A 12,892-nucleotide genomic window follows, 5' to 3' on the forward strand; every position below is an offset into this window, starting at 1 on the left:
CTTCTCCTTTGTAATAAAATTTGTGTCTTGCCATTTTTAAAACACCCAAGCATTAACCATTTTCCTTAGATGTATTCAATGGAATCTTCATGGGCTCTTTTTTGTTTGTGATGGTTTCTGCCGTGATGATGCACTTGTAGCCACGCCACTTTTCCATGTCAAATCTCAATGGGTGGATCACTCGGTTTAAAAGGGTTTTAATGGCACGCATGCCCGTGCCCTCTTGCATGGCTTTCTCAATCAATATCTTTTTAGCTTCCTCATCAATTTCTAAGACACTGCCATGCTCTCTAAAGTTGTCTTTGAAGGGTTTGGACTCGTTGTCAATGGCATCAGATAACATCTTATGATCGACAGGCTCTAACACCACAACATTGCCAATGCGCCCGATAAACTCTCTAAACAGCCCACAACGCTGTAAATCCTGACTGCTCACTTCTTGTGGAGTTATACTGGACGGTGTAGGCTTAGTGTTTGTAAAGCCAATGGAGTTTTTAGGTTGTGTTGTTGTGTTTAAGTGCGTGTAAAGGTCTTTAAAATGCCCAGCAAAGATAAAGAGTATTTCATCGGTTTTTAGAGTGATGTCTTGCTTGTCGTAGGTGAAGGTGACTGTGTGTCCTTCCATGGGCTTTAATAATTCGGTTTGCACCAAAGATTTAAACTGGTTGTCGGTAACCTCCATGCCTAGCTTATCCACTTCGTCTAAGAAAATCACCCCCTTTTGGGCTTTTTCTATGTCTTTGCCTGCACTGACATATAGCCCAACAAAGATGCTCATCAATTCCTCACCTTTCCACCCTGTAGGTGTCAGGTTGGAGGCATCGGCGATGTAGTAAGGGATGTCTAGCTTTTTTAACAGCGTGGTGGTCATGAAAGTCTTGCCACTGCCTGAGGGACCGATTAAAAGCATGTTGGTTTTAGGCATGCATGGGTTGCCATTAAAGTGGGCATAGTGATCGCTAAGAGTAACACAAAGTGCCTCCTTGGCCTCTTCTTGACCACTCACGCAATCCAAGTATTTATAGAGTGCCTCTGGAGTGTAAGAAGTTTGTGGCTCATATTCAAAGGGGTCTATGCCCTCTTCTAGCATCTTGTATAACAATTTTGTTTGTTCCTTTGAAAAAGCCTCATATTGTTGGTATTCCCACTCATCAAATTCTTCTTGAGTCATTGGTTCTTCTTGAGTCGTTTCAACCATTGAGGGTCGTTGATCTCTTTGTGTGGAGAGGCTGTCTTTATTAATCTCAGGATTGTCCAACATGAGCAAAGTGCGTATCTCGTGTATAGGTGTGGGCTCTTGGTTTAAAGAGATGGCAAGGGGGAAAAAGTTAGAAACTTTTTCTACTCGCCATGCCTCTTTTTGTACTGCAACACAACAAGGAAGTCGCAAATGAATTAACAAGTTATACACACAAGACCAAAACGCACGAAGTTTTGAGCTTTCTTGCAGATGGGTTAATATAAATTGTTGTGGGTATTTTAGCCGCTCATATAGAGTTTCTAGCACGCCTTCATTACATTTGTTCAAAATTTCTTTTAAGCGTGCAAAGGCCCATAATCTAAAAGCAACAGGGAAGTAATAGTGGTGTGTATTTTGTGTAGGATGAGACACGCTTGCAAAACAGATGTGGGCATCTTTTAAAGCTCTATCCAGTCTTGCATGTGTGCAAACTCTATAAACCCACAATCTCTTTCTAGCCACAAGCGCATGAGTCTTTTAGATGAATGTGATGGTACAGAATCTAGGGGTTTTTTGCATAAAATGTCGATCAAGCGTTTAAGAACAGCTCTATCCTTCTTTTCTTGTTGTTCTAAAAACTTCAAGAAGTGATTCATGGATTCTCGTGGCAATGAAACTTTTGGAGTGTTCGCATTGGGTGTAATCGCAAACACCAAATCCCCATCCACACAATAAGGTTGTAATTTACAAAAAGCCTTGCACAACTCAAAATCATTGCCCTTGAAAGCCCCAAGCAAATCCTGCTTAAAAGCTTCAAAAGGGATTTTAAAATCGCCAAACAACCCTCCATAATTGCTCTTTAGATAATGCTGGGCGACATGATCGCAAATTTGCTTAGAAAAGGAAAAGCACCCGCATATGAATTTTTCAATTTGAGCAGAGTTTGCAAAAGTTGTTTGGGTTCTATGCTTTGGCGTTCTTGGCAGATTTGGGGGAAAAACCAATACTCCCCACAATCTTGGGCAATTTGGGAAAAATCAAGCTTTTGGACTTCTCTTTCTTCCCCTAATTTAGGAAAGTCCCAAGCCTCATCTCCCAACTTTCTGCCCTGTTTTTTTAACAAAGTCTTGGCATAGGCTTCATGCTCTTTGACAAAATCAAGGGCATAATTTTTAGGCAACTTGCCCCCATTTTTAAAAATGCGCTTGCTGATGCGTTTTGCTAAATCGTAACGCACACCTTTTCTAATGAGAAACTCTTGCAACTTGTAGTAACCAATTTCAATGAATTTTTGCATCGCTTCCCTTTCAGTTTTGATTAAGGTTATCGAAAAGCACAATCATGTTAAAACACTCTAGCTTACATATTTCTTAATTGTATAAACAAATATCTATTTTCACACACTAAACGCAGAACTTGATTTTTATTAGGTTTTTGTGTATAAACATTTTTTGAATTTCTTAAAAAGGTTGATTTTGTCAGAATCTCCAAACCATAACAATAGCCCACAACAAAAACCTGCTTTGTCTGTCATCGTGTGTAGAGGGCGCAATAAAAACTACCTAGAAGTGCCCAAGGTTCCAGTAGATCACCGCTTTGATCTTTTCACGCCTCCACCTCCTAGAAGATACCCACTGGGTTTGTTTCATAAAAAAGTTTAAAGCGTTTTGAAAGGCTTTATCAAAAAGCCAAAGAGCGCAAATCCCGCCTACAAGGCAGGAAAAGAAGTGGATTTGGTCCTCTAAAGGACAACACGCTCTTAAAGCTTGTCTTTAATGTCTACGAACACACTACCATAGCCAAATCACCCGTTTAATCGGTAAGATTGCCCGCTCTACGGATTTGCCCTCTTAGAATACACCCAAATCACACCTGTCGCTTATGAAGTGTGGTTTTTCACTTTGGATTTAAAGAGTGGCAAACAACTGGCAAGGTATTCTGAGGCTTTGAGTAAAGAAAACCTAATGCGCTTTCAGAGTTTGATTTATGAAGTTTTAGACCCACAGACAGAAGTTCCCGAGCAAGGGATGTTTATCTCCAGTAAAGAGTATTCAAGACTCACACGGATTGAGCAAGAACACCAAGACTTACAGGCTAAACTTAAAGAAGTTGAAACAGATGCCACTGAATTTATTGATGCTCTTGAAGAGTGGTTGTTTTTTACACAGCTGACAAATGCCAACACTGAATTAGAATACCTTTGGCGTTTTTGTGAAAAGGCAAACCCCTTTATGAAAAAGTATTTTGGGAGTTTGATTGGGCTTAAGGAGTTTGGGGGACAAAGGGCTTTGAGCTACTCTAATTTGAGCGTGCAAGAATTAGAGCGGATTAAGAGAGAGAAGAGGGGGTTTGGTTTGGGTAAAACACCAACGACTAGCTGAGAATGCCACACAAAATGGGTTAGATGACAAGCCTAGTGCTAGCACATTCATCCGTCCTTTCTTTTTGTCCCTCTTTTTGCCATAGCAAAGCTAGAAGCAATGCGCTGTTTAAGTCTCTCGTGTTTATATGGCTTTAATTGCACATTGTATTTTTTTAATTGCGCCCTGCATGCCTTCAATTCCTCTCGCTTTTCTCTGCGTTCTTGTAAAGAAGTGGTGATGTTGTCCCAAGCAAATTTAAAACACACATTCTTACACCATTTTGTATCAAAAATGAGAGTGTGTTCATTTAACAAGTGCCCTAAGCGCATCCATAAATCCTCGTCTTTTAGAGTAGGGCGATCTGTTAGAGATCTAAAACGAGAGACATTCTCCAAAAGATAAGAGGACTTTGTGTGTAAAAAGACATAAGAGGGTTGTCCAATACTTCCTAAGACTTTGCACAGAGTGTACAAATACATCCGATCCAAATCCCAAGACAGCACGCTAGTGGGTGGCACGCCCTGCAAGATGTGTTCTAGGTGTTGCCAAGGTTCAAGTTTTCTTTGCTCTAATGAAAGAGTTTCGTCTTTCTCTTTATAAAACAAAGTGAGCACCGCTCCATATCCGCACACTTTGGCTTTATCCGCATACACGCAACCGATGTGTGCATCCACTAACAACTTTTTCTCTTTTAAACGCCAAAACCTATTCTCAAATTCCTTTAGTCCAAAGGGTGGTGGGAGTGTTATATGGGGTTTTAGGGTCTGTGTTGTTGCTTTTTTTCTGATCATGTGTTTAGTATATCCTTATTTTGTTTGCAGTTGTGTTTTCATATTGTTAAGGAGCTTTTTACACGATCTGTGTAACAATAAGAGGAAATTCAACAGGGGGGGCTCCCCGACTTGAAGATTGGTTTTTTGGTTGTTTCACTGGGTTTTTTTGCCTTAATTTCTGCAGTAAAACTCTAAAAATGCTCAATCTTTTCGTGTGCAAGATTCACGATCCGCCTGAATGCAACCCCATCTCGCCACTTAGAATGCGCACAGAAATTCTAGGATATGCAATGCCATCCTTGACTTTGGTCTTTGCTAGATTTTCCTAGTGAAAACAAGCATTTTCAAATTAGAAAATAGGTCTAAGACAATGTTGACTTTGTGATAATTGGGGAGTTTTTAAATCCACTCTTTTTATTAAGACTACAAAAATCCCTAAAATCTAATCTATGTTTTCTAAAATCAAAGATCAAATTTTGCAAATGGTTTTGTTTGATGACAACGATAACAGATCCCAAGGTTAAATTAGACAGCAAATACGAATTGTAAGCTTTAAAATCAACAGATTGGGCATGGTCTATATCCTCTTGGGCTGACCTATCTCTCCTTGTTCGCCTATGAATCTTCTCTATCTCTTTGCTTAAGTAGGTGCGTTGATAATCCAAGCTGGACTGCCAGTGACTAATTGCATACAAAAATCTACAATGTTCCTTAGATAAATCTCTGCTTGGGCGATCTTTGGGGTGAGCCTAGCATTGAACTCTAAACTAGCGTTGTGCTTGGCAATGTCATTGTCATAGGTCTTTAAACGCTCTAAGGATATGAGATTTCTAATGTCGCTTTTAAAGGCTTGGACTTGCGCATGTCGGGCTTCTAGATCAAGATTTTCATCCATGGTAAACCATTTTTATTTCATCTCCAATCTCCATTAGAAATGTCATGGTATTTATCAGAAAACTTTGCATGCATCTTGGATTTTCTTTTTTATTTGATTGCATATAAACTGACCTCCAAAGTTTGAAGTAAAGAAAGAGGCACTCTCTTTAGAGAGAATTTTGGAAAGCAGAAGTTTCTCTGCTTCTTTTGCCGTGAGATATAGCAATTTAGGCATTTAAAGCCACTTCAATAGGGGCTATTATAGAATTTGTATTGGAGAGATGAGCTAACTCATCTGCCTCTAAAGTTTCTAAATAAAGCTCGATCGCCTCTTTGATATTTGCCAGAGCTTCTTCATAACTATCGCCCTGAGACACACAACCTTGCAAAGAAGGGACAAAAGCAAAATACCCATGTTCATCTTTCTCTATCACGGCGTTAAAAAAATGTCGCTACCTTTGATTAAATTGAAAATTGATTATATATATTCATTTAGTGCTTTAACCTGAAGACTTTTGCCATCACTTAACACCACAAACTCTAAAACGTATAGTCTTTGTTTTTAGAGTATCATGTATGGAGTCACTCTTTGTGCTTTTTAGCTATACTACGGCTTTATGTCTTGATCTATCTCAATGAAAGGGGAGAGCGCCATGCAAGGGCTTTTAGGGGGATTGTTAAAAAATACGGAGTTGGTGCCCCTTTATCGACTCACTTGTTGGGATAAGCGTTTTAGTAATGTCCCCAAAGAATGGCAACCCAAAACCACAGCCTTTAAGCATGTGAGTGCCGCCACTCTCAAGGAGTTGCGCCAAGAGGGGGGCGGTGTCAGGCTTTTATCGACGGGCAATTTTGAGGGCTACACCACAAAAGCCCTAGCAGGGACTCACCTCAATGATGGGGAGGTCATCAGTCTCCCCACAGGGGGGCGCGCTTACACAAAATACCATAAGGGACTATTTGTGGATAGTGGCAACCTCTTAGCCACATGCGCTAACCCAGAAACGACAAGCCTCAAATTTATTTTTTACTATTTAAAGAGTCAAGCTAGACTTTTAGAAAGTTGCTATCAAGGGGCTGGAATCGCACACCCCGATATGTCCCGCATTTTAGCCCTTAAAATTCCCCTCCCCCCTTTGCCCGTGCAAGAAAAGATCGTTAAAATCCTGGAGCCCTTGAGCCTTTTAAGTGGGGGTTAGGGGTTAGTGAGAAAATGCTTGAGACACTCAAAAGTTTTAAGATACACGTCATTGGGGGTTAAGGCTTTGTTCTCTTGCTTCTCAAAATAGGCTTTTGCTTGCGCTTCGTTGGCACTTTGGACAAGCTTTTTAAACTTTTTGATCTCAAGCGCACCATCTGCCATGCACTCTTTCAACAGCTCTCTATCCACGCCTAGAGCCTGCACCACGGCGTTGATTTCCTTCTCCTGCTGGGCTTGGAGAAACTGCATATAGCATTTTTCAAGCCCAATTTCCTCCCAATTTTTGGGCAAATTTTCTAAAAACGCTTGAAACTCCACGCGCGTTTTGGCATCTAGGGTCTGTAAATGCCTTTCTAACTTCTCTTGGTTCTTTTCTTTAAGCCAATCTGTGATCTTCTCATAATCAATGCGCATCCCCTCGTCTTGCTCCACAAGGCCATAATCAAACTCAAAACCAATGTCTTCCTCGCCCTTTTCGCGTTTGCGTTTTTCAAAATAGGCGGCGATGTCTTTGTATTTCTGCCCGTAAATCTTAAAACTTTCCTCGTCCAATTTAAGACGCACCGCTTTTTGGGGCTTGTCTAAAAGGCTTTGCTCCTCTGGGCTTAGGCAGTAGTCTTTTTGTCCCCAATTTAAGCCCTGTATCTGGGCGCTCTTGGTGGTGGCGTGCAATTTATTAAAAAGTTTGATAAACGCCCGTTGGTGATTGGAGTCTTCTAGGTCTTGATCCTGCTCTAAAAGCGTAGAGATGTCCTTGTGCAGCTCGTTGATCTCTTGCACTTTTTGGGGCAATTTGCGCGCCAGAATCTCCACCCCCTCGCCATCGGCATACTCTGCCACCGCCTTTTTTAAGTTCTCTTTCATGGTGGCGTATTTGCGTAAAATGGCAATATTGCCAAAGGGCTTATTCTCCCCATAAAGCCGGTTTGTGCGGCTGATGGCTTGGATTAAGTTCGCCCCCTCCAAAACTTTATCCAAATACAGCGTATTCACCCAATTTGAGTCAAAGCCCGTGAGCATTTGATCCACCACAATCACCAAATCTAAACATTCTTCACGGGGTAAAAAGGCATAGCACTTTTTATGTGAAAGGCGTTGGGCAACATCTTTTTGGAACGCTTTGTAATTCTCAAACCCAAAGCTGTGTTTGAAATGGCGGTTATAATCTCCTAAAATTTCCTCAATGTCTGCCCTTTTATTCAGGGTGGCGTTTTCGTTTGTGGCATTTTCGTTTGGATCAAACACCGCGGTGATTTTATAGCCATGCCCACGCTCTTTAAAGAGCTTGTAATATTCTAGGGCATCGGGGATGCTGGAAGTGGCAAAAAGGGCGTGAAACTCTCCTTCATTGCTCAGGCGGTCATGGTGCTTTAAAATGTAATCGATCACCTGGTTTTTATGCCCCTCATTAAACATTTCAGGGGGGATTTCTGCCTCCAGTTTGGTGTGGGGCGTTTGGGCTTTATCCATCCACTTTTGGTATTCAATCTCATAAGCCCCACGCCCTGCCTTTTGTGCCTTTTTCTCGGCTTTCATGCGGGCAATGTCCTCGCGTAAATTGGGCATGGTGTTGATAAAATCCACATCAAAACCCAGCACCGTTTTATCCTTAATGCCGTGTTTTAGGGTGTAGCGGTGCAACTCTTTGCCAAAAATGTCTTCCGTTTTTAACTTGCTCGCCTTGTCTGTTTTAGGCGTGCCGGTGAAGCCGATGAATAAGGCGTTTTTAAAGTTTTCTTGGATGGTTTTGAGCATGCCAAGAGAGTCGTTTTCTTTGTTATTAACATTGCCAAAAGTGCTTCTGTGGGCTTCATCCACGATAAAAATAAACTTTTGTTTCTCCAAAGCCCTATCGGGTGTGATTTTGCACATCGTTTGCAAAGTGGCGACAAACACCCCCTCCCCATGCTCTTTGAGCTTGTTTTTCAGCTCTTTGGCGGCCATTTTCGTGGTGTCTTGCACGATCTTCTTTGTGTCTGCATTTTGGTATTCGCCCAAGGTTTGCAACACCAACTCCCGCCGATCGGCCAGAAACACCACTTTCTTGGCTAGTTTTTCTTGCAAGAGCAAGATCGCGCTTTTAAAGCTGGTTAAAGTCTTGCCGCTGCCCGTGGTGTGCCACACGAACCCTCCCTTATTGCCCTGCGTTTCTTGCACGCTTTTTAAAAGGGCTTGCACAGCGTAGCATTGGTAAGGGCGCATGGCTTTTAGGCTTTGGTTGTTGTTATCTGCCACCAAGTAGCGGCTGATGAAGGTGTGGATAAAATCCACGGATAAAAAGTTTTTTATCAAGCTTTTGTAATCGTTTAACTCTTGGTTTTGCAAGTCCGCCCATTTGAGACAAAACTTCTCATTAAAGTTTTCAGCCCGTCCAAAATTAGGGAAATACACGGCTTCTTTAGGTGTGGCGCACACAAAGAGCTGGATGCAACTAAACAGCCCCCTAAAAGCCCCCTCTTTCGCGTAGTCTTTAATTTGTTTAAACGCTGCGCTTAAAGACACGCCCTCTTTTTTCAGCTCGATATGCACCAAGGGCAGGCCATGGATGAGTAGGCTGATGTCCCCGCGTTTTTTGCTCTTCTCCCACTTGTCCCCAAACCATGGTTGTCTGGCGATTTGGTAGCGGATGTTGCCAAGCCCCCTAGTGGTGTCAAAGATTTTAAAATGCTTATCTCTAGCCAAATGTTTTAAACTCCCCCCCTCTAGGACATTGTGGATTTCAAAGGGGCTTTTGCCCTCTAATTGTCTTAAAAGCTCCTGGGCTTCTAGCAAGTCTAAGGGCTTTTGATTTGGCAAGTTGGTGGGGTTTTGCTCGTTTAAAATTTTCTGCCAATTTTTAAGCAGGTCTTGGTGTGTGGGCAATTCTAGGGGCGCATCCCACCCGTATTTTTGCAACTCTTGGACAAATTGCTCTTCAAACTCTTCTTCTGTCATTTAAATCTCCTTGGGGATGAGCTGATCTCTTAGGGCGTGGGTGATGCGCTCTAAAAGGGCTTGTTTGTGGCCACACAAGACGCTTAAATCCTCTAAGGCACTTAAGAGCCGCGCGATTTTTTCTTGGGTGGATAAGGGGGGGAGTGGGATTTTAAAAGTAAGGGTATTTTTATTAGACAACATGGGATAATTTGCACCCTCCTGCCACACTCTAGCATGTTCAAAAAAACGATTGCTGGCAATGTTGCAATAAATCCATTGGGGTATCACCACGCTAGGATTAGGGCGTAACACACAAAAACCCGTGCTACAAATTTGCCCGTTATATTGGGGTCTAATGAGTGTATAGCGCCTTAAAAGGGGGCGTGTTGTGCCTAATAAGACATCGTTAGTTTGGATAACTTGGATAGCACGACTTGGGGCTGTTGTGGCGTTGATAGTCGTTGTTTCTGTAATGTCATGCGTGTCCCTACTCACGCATGCTAAATCAATGTAGGCGTAATTTTTATTGTTATTTCTCCAAACAATATTTTTTATCTTAATTGTGCATTGCGATAGCTCCACCTTCCCCCAATCTTTGCCATCGCCTTGAAAACGCCAAACACGCCCTAGTAATAACTCTAACATGCTCTGTTTTACCCTGGCTAAAAGGGCTTGTTGTTGGGCTAAAAGCATGTCAAGCCTTTAAAATTTTTAGCAATTCTTGCAAGCCCTCATGCTCTTTAAAGCCCTCTAAATCCTCTAGCGCGCTTTCTAGCTCCTTAGTGGCGTTGTCTATGTCCTTTTGCACCCCTTGCAAACAAAAGGCGTATTTATCCACCAAAGCCTGCACCTTGCGTGCTATACACGCCACAAACTGCCCGGGCAAAGCAAAAAGGGCGTTCTCTAAAGGCTCAAACCACTTTTGCCCCAACAGCTCTAAAATCTCAGCTTCGCTTAAATTTTTAAGTTTATCCAGCACCAAAGCCACTAATTCATCTTGCAAGGCTTTCAATTTTTGTTTAAGGGGCTCTTGGGCTTGGCTGAGTTGGTAATAAACCACAAGTTTCGCCCCTAGCTCTGTGGCTTCAAGGGCTTGCAATGCAAGCTCTAAGCATTTGGCTTTTAATTTAGATTGGTTGAAAGATTTTTTATTTTTATCCAGCAAATCCTCAAAAAGGCTTAGGGCTTTTGTATCTTGTAAAAGCTCCTCTTGGCGGGTTTTACGCTCCTCCTCGTGAGCCTTGCCCTTATAGGCTTCTAAAAAATCGCACAAATCAACCAATCTTGCTTGGGGGGTCGTGGGGGTTTCTTTAAGAATGCTCTTACCCATTTCTTTTAATAAAGTTTTCAGCCCATTGCCCTTATTGGCTTCCAAACGCGCCTCAAGGATTTTGATACTATTTTCCCCCTCCTCTTGCTCCTCTTGCTCCTCCTCTTTTGTGTCCAAGAACTCTAAACACTCTTGCACTTCTTCGGGCTCCAGCTCTAATAAAAGGGCTTGTTTTTGGGCTAAAATGCCCTCGAGTTTTTCCTCTAGGTGGGCGATCTGCTGGCTTTGGGGTTGAAAAAGTGATTTGCAATGAGTTCAAGGGGATGATACGCCCCTCGCACTTGGCAAACTTGGCTAATTTAGAAGGGCTTTGCTCCCCCCCCCCCCCCCCCCCCAGTCTCTAGGGTTTCTTCAATGGTGTCTGTCCCCTCTAATTGGATCGTTTCCAAGTCTGCTAGCCACACCGCCCCCAAATCCTCTAAAATCTGTAAGGCTTCGTACTTGTCAAGGTGCTTTGTGGTTTCAAAACGGCTAAAGAGCTCTTGCCTTAAGCTCTCCATTTGGGCCAAAACAGGGCATGCGTGCAAGCACTCTAGGCTGTTTAAAAACTTGTCTTGGCAAAATGCCTTAAAATCTGCAAAACGCTCTTTAAAATCCTCTTTAAAGGCAATAATGGGGGCGTGGGTGTTGAGTACCTCTGCAATGTCTGCCCCTGTGGCTTGGCAGTAACCCACACGCCCCTTAATGGGGGTGAAAAGCAAAGAAGTGGCGCTAAATTGCTCCAACTCTGCAATTTTAGCGATCCCGCTCTCTGGCACACCCCCTAAGATCAAGGCGTTTAAATCGTCCTTGCTCTCTTCTTTGGCGGCGATGTAGCTGGGGATGTTTAAGACATGATCCTTAGCCCTGATTTCCTCTAAGCCCACCTTGCGGGCAAAGTAAGGGACATCTTGGCGTTTTTCTAGGGTGTCGGCGATTTTCTTAATGTGTCTGGCTTGCAATTTATTTTTATTGCCCTCTTTGATGCATTCACTAGACGCGTCTATGAAAAAAACATCTTGGGTGTCTCTATTCTGTTTCAACACCATGATGATGGTGGGGATGCTGGTGCCAAAGAATAAATTAGGGGGCAAGCCGATGATCGCGTCGATTTTGTTATCTTCTAACAGGGCTTGGCGGATCTTGCCCTCTTCTTTGCCTCTAAAAAGCACCCCGTGGGGCAGGACAATGGTCATGATCCCATCGGGGTTGAGATGGTAAAGGTCGTGCAGTAAAAACGCATAATCGGCTTTTGTTTTGGGGGCAATGCCGTATTCTTTATAGCGTTCGTCGCTGGTGTATTCCGTGTTATGCCAATGGGCGGAGTAGGGGGGGTTAGACACGCAGGCATCGACTCTTAGGGCTTGGTTGTCCTTGCCACGGGGCCAATCCTCTTTTAAGGTGTCGGCGTTGCGTACTTGAATATCCTCTAAAGCGATCTCGCGCATGATGAGATTCATTTTAGTGAGGTTGCATGTACTGCTGATGAGCTCTTGGGCGTGGTATTTGATCTTTTCTTTTTCCACGATTTGATGCTTTTCCGCCAAAATGTGGCGCATGTGCAAAAGCAAGCTCCCCGAGCCGCAAGCCGAGTCGTAAAGGCTGATTTCTTTAAATCGATCCTTTTGTTCTTGAGCAAGGCGGGCTTTAAAAAACGAAGCGATGATTTCACTCATCAACACGCTCACCTCTGCGGGGGTGTAAAACTCCCCTGCTTTTTTGCCCGCACTGCTGGCAAAGTGGGCGATCAAGTACTCATATACAAAGCCCAAGACATCATAGGTTTTAGACTGGCTGGGGATTTTTTTGATGATCTTAAGGAGCTCTCGAACATGGTTGGCTTGTTGGTTGGCATTGTCGCCCAGTTTGTCTAAACTATTGCGCAAATCGTCAAAAATATGCCCTAAGAGTTCTGTATGTGAAGCCTGCACACCTTGGTTAAAATCCGCTAAAGCGTCTGTGATGTCCTTGATTGTTAACTTTGTGTCTTTGTCAAGGAGGGTATCAAAAAGGTTTTTATGCGCGATCGCATAGCCTAGTGTTTCTTGCAAGACTGTAAAATTTGGATTGTCGGGGTGTAAAAGTTTTTCTCTCTCTGCTTTTGAAATTTTTGCATCATCTGCCTCTCTTAGGAATCTTTCGCACAGATACTTGTAAAAGATAAAGCCCAATAAGATGTTTTTATACTCGTTGGCTTCAATCTTGCCCCGCATTTTATTGCAGCTGTCCCAAATCTTGCTAGCGAGTTGTTGTTTGTTCATTTAAACCCCATTA

The 12,892-nt window shown here is 42.8% G+C and carries 12 protein-coding genes; 2 read left to right on the forward strand and 10 right to left on the reverse strand.

Annotated elements, in window-relative coordinates; genetic code table 11:
* Nucleotides 1–52: 52 nt before the first annotated feature.
* From QUE23_RS04520 to QUE23_RS04530, 3 genes are all read right to left on the reverse strand, one after another.
* Nucleotides 53–1,198 carry an AAA family ATPase gene (locus QUE23_RS04520; protein WP_286349380.1) on the reverse strand — a complete coding sequence of 382 codons (1,146 nt, stop codon included), beginning with the start codon at nucleotides 1,196–1,198 and terminating at the stop codon, nucleotides 53–55.
* Nucleotides 1,199–1,638: 440 nt separating this feature from the next.
* Complete coding sequence (locus QUE23_RS04525) at nucleotides 1,639–2,022, reverse strand: hypothetical protein (protein ID WP_286349381.1); 384 nt, start codon at nucleotides 2,020–2,022, stop codon at nucleotides 1,639–1,641.
* 17 nt (nucleotides 2,023–2,039) lie between these two features.
* Nucleotides 2,040–2,477 (reverse strand): hypothetical protein, encoded by a 438-nt coding sequence (locus QUE23_RS04530; protein ID WP_286349382.1) that lies wholly within the window; start codon nucleotides 2,475–2,477, stop codon nucleotides 2,040–2,042.
* Nucleotides 2,478–3,144: 667 nt separating this feature from the next.
* On the opposite strand from QUE23_RS04530, the gene QUE23_RS04535 reads away from it, so the two are divergent.
* Nucleotides 3,145–3,561, forward strand: a complete 417-nt coding sequence (locus QUE23_RS04535; RefSeq protein ID WP_286349383.1) for a hypothetical protein — start codon at nucleotides 3,145–3,147, stop codon at nucleotides 3,559–3,561.
* Between the two features lie 47 nt (nucleotides 3,562–3,608).
* Here the strand turns inward: QUE23_RS04535 and QUE23_RS04540 are convergent, their stop codons facing one another.
* The 3 genes from QUE23_RS04540 to QUE23_RS04550 form a co-directional block, all read right to left on the reverse strand.
* Nucleotides 3,609–4,334 carry a F0F1 ATP synthase subunit B family protein gene (locus QUE23_RS04540; protein WP_286349384.1) on the reverse strand — a complete coding sequence of 242 codons (726 nt, stop codon included), beginning with the start codon at nucleotides 4,332–4,334 and terminating at the stop codon, nucleotides 3,609–3,611.
* 622 nt (nucleotides 4,335–4,956) lie between these two features.
* Entirely contained in the window at nucleotides 4,957–5,211 is a 255-nt protein-coding gene (locus QUE23_RS04545) for a CAAX protease (RefSeq protein ID WP_286348024.1), read from the reverse strand.
* A 208-nt stretch (nucleotides 5,212–5,419) separates the two neighbouring features.
* The gene (locus QUE23_RS04550) at nucleotides 5,420–5,626 is read right to left on the reverse strand and encodes a type II toxin-antitoxin system HicB family antitoxin (RefSeq protein WP_286349385.1); all 207 of its coding nucleotides are present in this window, start codon (nucleotides 5,624–5,626) and stop codon (nucleotides 5,420–5,422) included.
* A gap of 219 nt (nucleotides 5,627–5,845) precedes the next feature.
* On the opposite strand from QUE23_RS04550, the gene QUE23_RS04555 reads away from it, so the two are divergent.
* Nucleotides 5,846–6,391 carry a restriction endonuclease subunit S gene (locus QUE23_RS04555; RefSeq protein WP_286349386.1) on the forward strand — a complete coding sequence of 182 codons (546 nt, stop codon included), beginning with the start codon at nucleotides 5,846–5,848 and terminating at the stop codon, nucleotides 6,389–6,391.
* On the opposite strand, the gene QUE23_RS04560 is transcribed toward QUE23_RS04555, so the two are convergent.
* From QUE23_RS04560 to QUE23_RS04575, 4 genes are all read right to left on the reverse strand, one after another.
* Nucleotides 6,388–9,327 (reverse strand): type I restriction endonuclease subunit R, EcoR124 family, encoded by a 2,940-nt coding sequence (locus QUE23_RS04560; RefSeq protein WP_286349387.1) that lies wholly within the window; start codon nucleotides 9,325–9,327, stop codon nucleotides 6,388–6,390. The two genes, QUE23_RS04555 and QUE23_RS04560, sit on opposite strands and share 4 nt — an antisense overlap.
* Nucleotides 9,328–10,002, reverse strand: coding sequence for a restriction endonuclease subunit S (locus QUE23_RS04565; RefSeq protein WP_286349388.1), 675 nt, complete (start codon nucleotides 10,000–10,002; stop codon nucleotides 9,328–9,330).
* Nucleotide 10,003: 1 nt separating this feature from the next.
* Entirely contained in the window at nucleotides 10,004–10,777 is a 774-nt protein-coding gene (locus tag QUE23_RS04570; RefSeq protein WP_286349389.1) for a type I restriction endonuclease subunit M, read from the reverse strand.
* Between the two features lie 161 nt (nucleotides 10,778–10,938).
* The gene (locus QUE23_RS04575) at nucleotides 10,939–12,879 is read right to left on the reverse strand and encodes a type I restriction-modification system subunit M (RefSeq protein ID WP_286349390.1); all 1,941 of its coding nucleotides are present in this window, start codon (nucleotides 12,877–12,879) and stop codon (nucleotides 10,939–10,941) included.
* Nucleotides 12,880–12,892: the final 13 nt, after the last annotated feature.

The sequence above is a fragment of the Helicobacter felistomachi genome (assembly GCF_030296895.1).
GTDB classification, from domain to species: Bacteria; Campylobacterota; Campylobacteria; order Campylobacterales; family Helicobacteraceae; genus Helicobacter; species Helicobacter felistomachi.

What these genes read in the sequence shown, in the direction of transcription:
- QUE23_RS04555 (WP_286349386.1), top strand. Translation starts at nt 5,846, where the DNA reads ATGCAAGGGCTTTTAGGGGGATTGTTAAAAAATACGGAGTTGGTGCCC.
- QUE23_RS04520 (WP_286349380.1), bottom strand. Translation starts at nt 1,198, where the DNA reads ATGGTTGAAACGACTCAAGAAGAACCAATGACTCAAGAAGAATTTGAT.
- QUE23_RS04575 (WP_286349390.1), bottom strand. Translation starts at nt 12,879, where the DNA reads ATGAACAAACAACAACTCGCTAGCAAGATTTGGGACAGCTGCAATAAA.
- QUE23_RS04545 (WP_286348024.1), bottom strand. Translation starts at nt 5,211, where the DNA reads ATGGATGAAAATCTTGATCTAGAAGCCCGACATGCGCAAGTCCAAGCC.
- QUE23_RS04530 (WP_286349382.1), bottom strand. Translation starts at nt 2,477, where the DNA reads ATGCAAAAATTCATTGAAATTGGTTACTACAAGTTGCAAGAGTTTCTC.
- QUE23_RS04540 (WP_286349384.1), bottom strand. Translation starts at nt 4,334, where the DNA reads ATGATCAGAAAAAAAGCAACAACACAGACCCTAAAACCCCATATAACA.
- QUE23_RS04565 (WP_286349388.1), bottom strand. Translation starts at nt 10,002, where the DNA reads ATGCTTTTAGCCCAACAACAAGCCCTTTTAGCCAGGGTAAAACAGAGC.
- QUE23_RS04535 (WP_286349383.1), top strand. Translation starts at nt 3,145, where the DNA reads ATGCGCTTTCAGAGTTTGATTTATGAAGTTTTAGACCCACAGACAGAA.
- QUE23_RS04560 (WP_286349387.1), bottom strand. Translation starts at nt 9,327, where the DNA reads ATGACAGAAGAAGAGTTTGAAGAGCAATTTGTCCAAGAGTTGCAAAAA.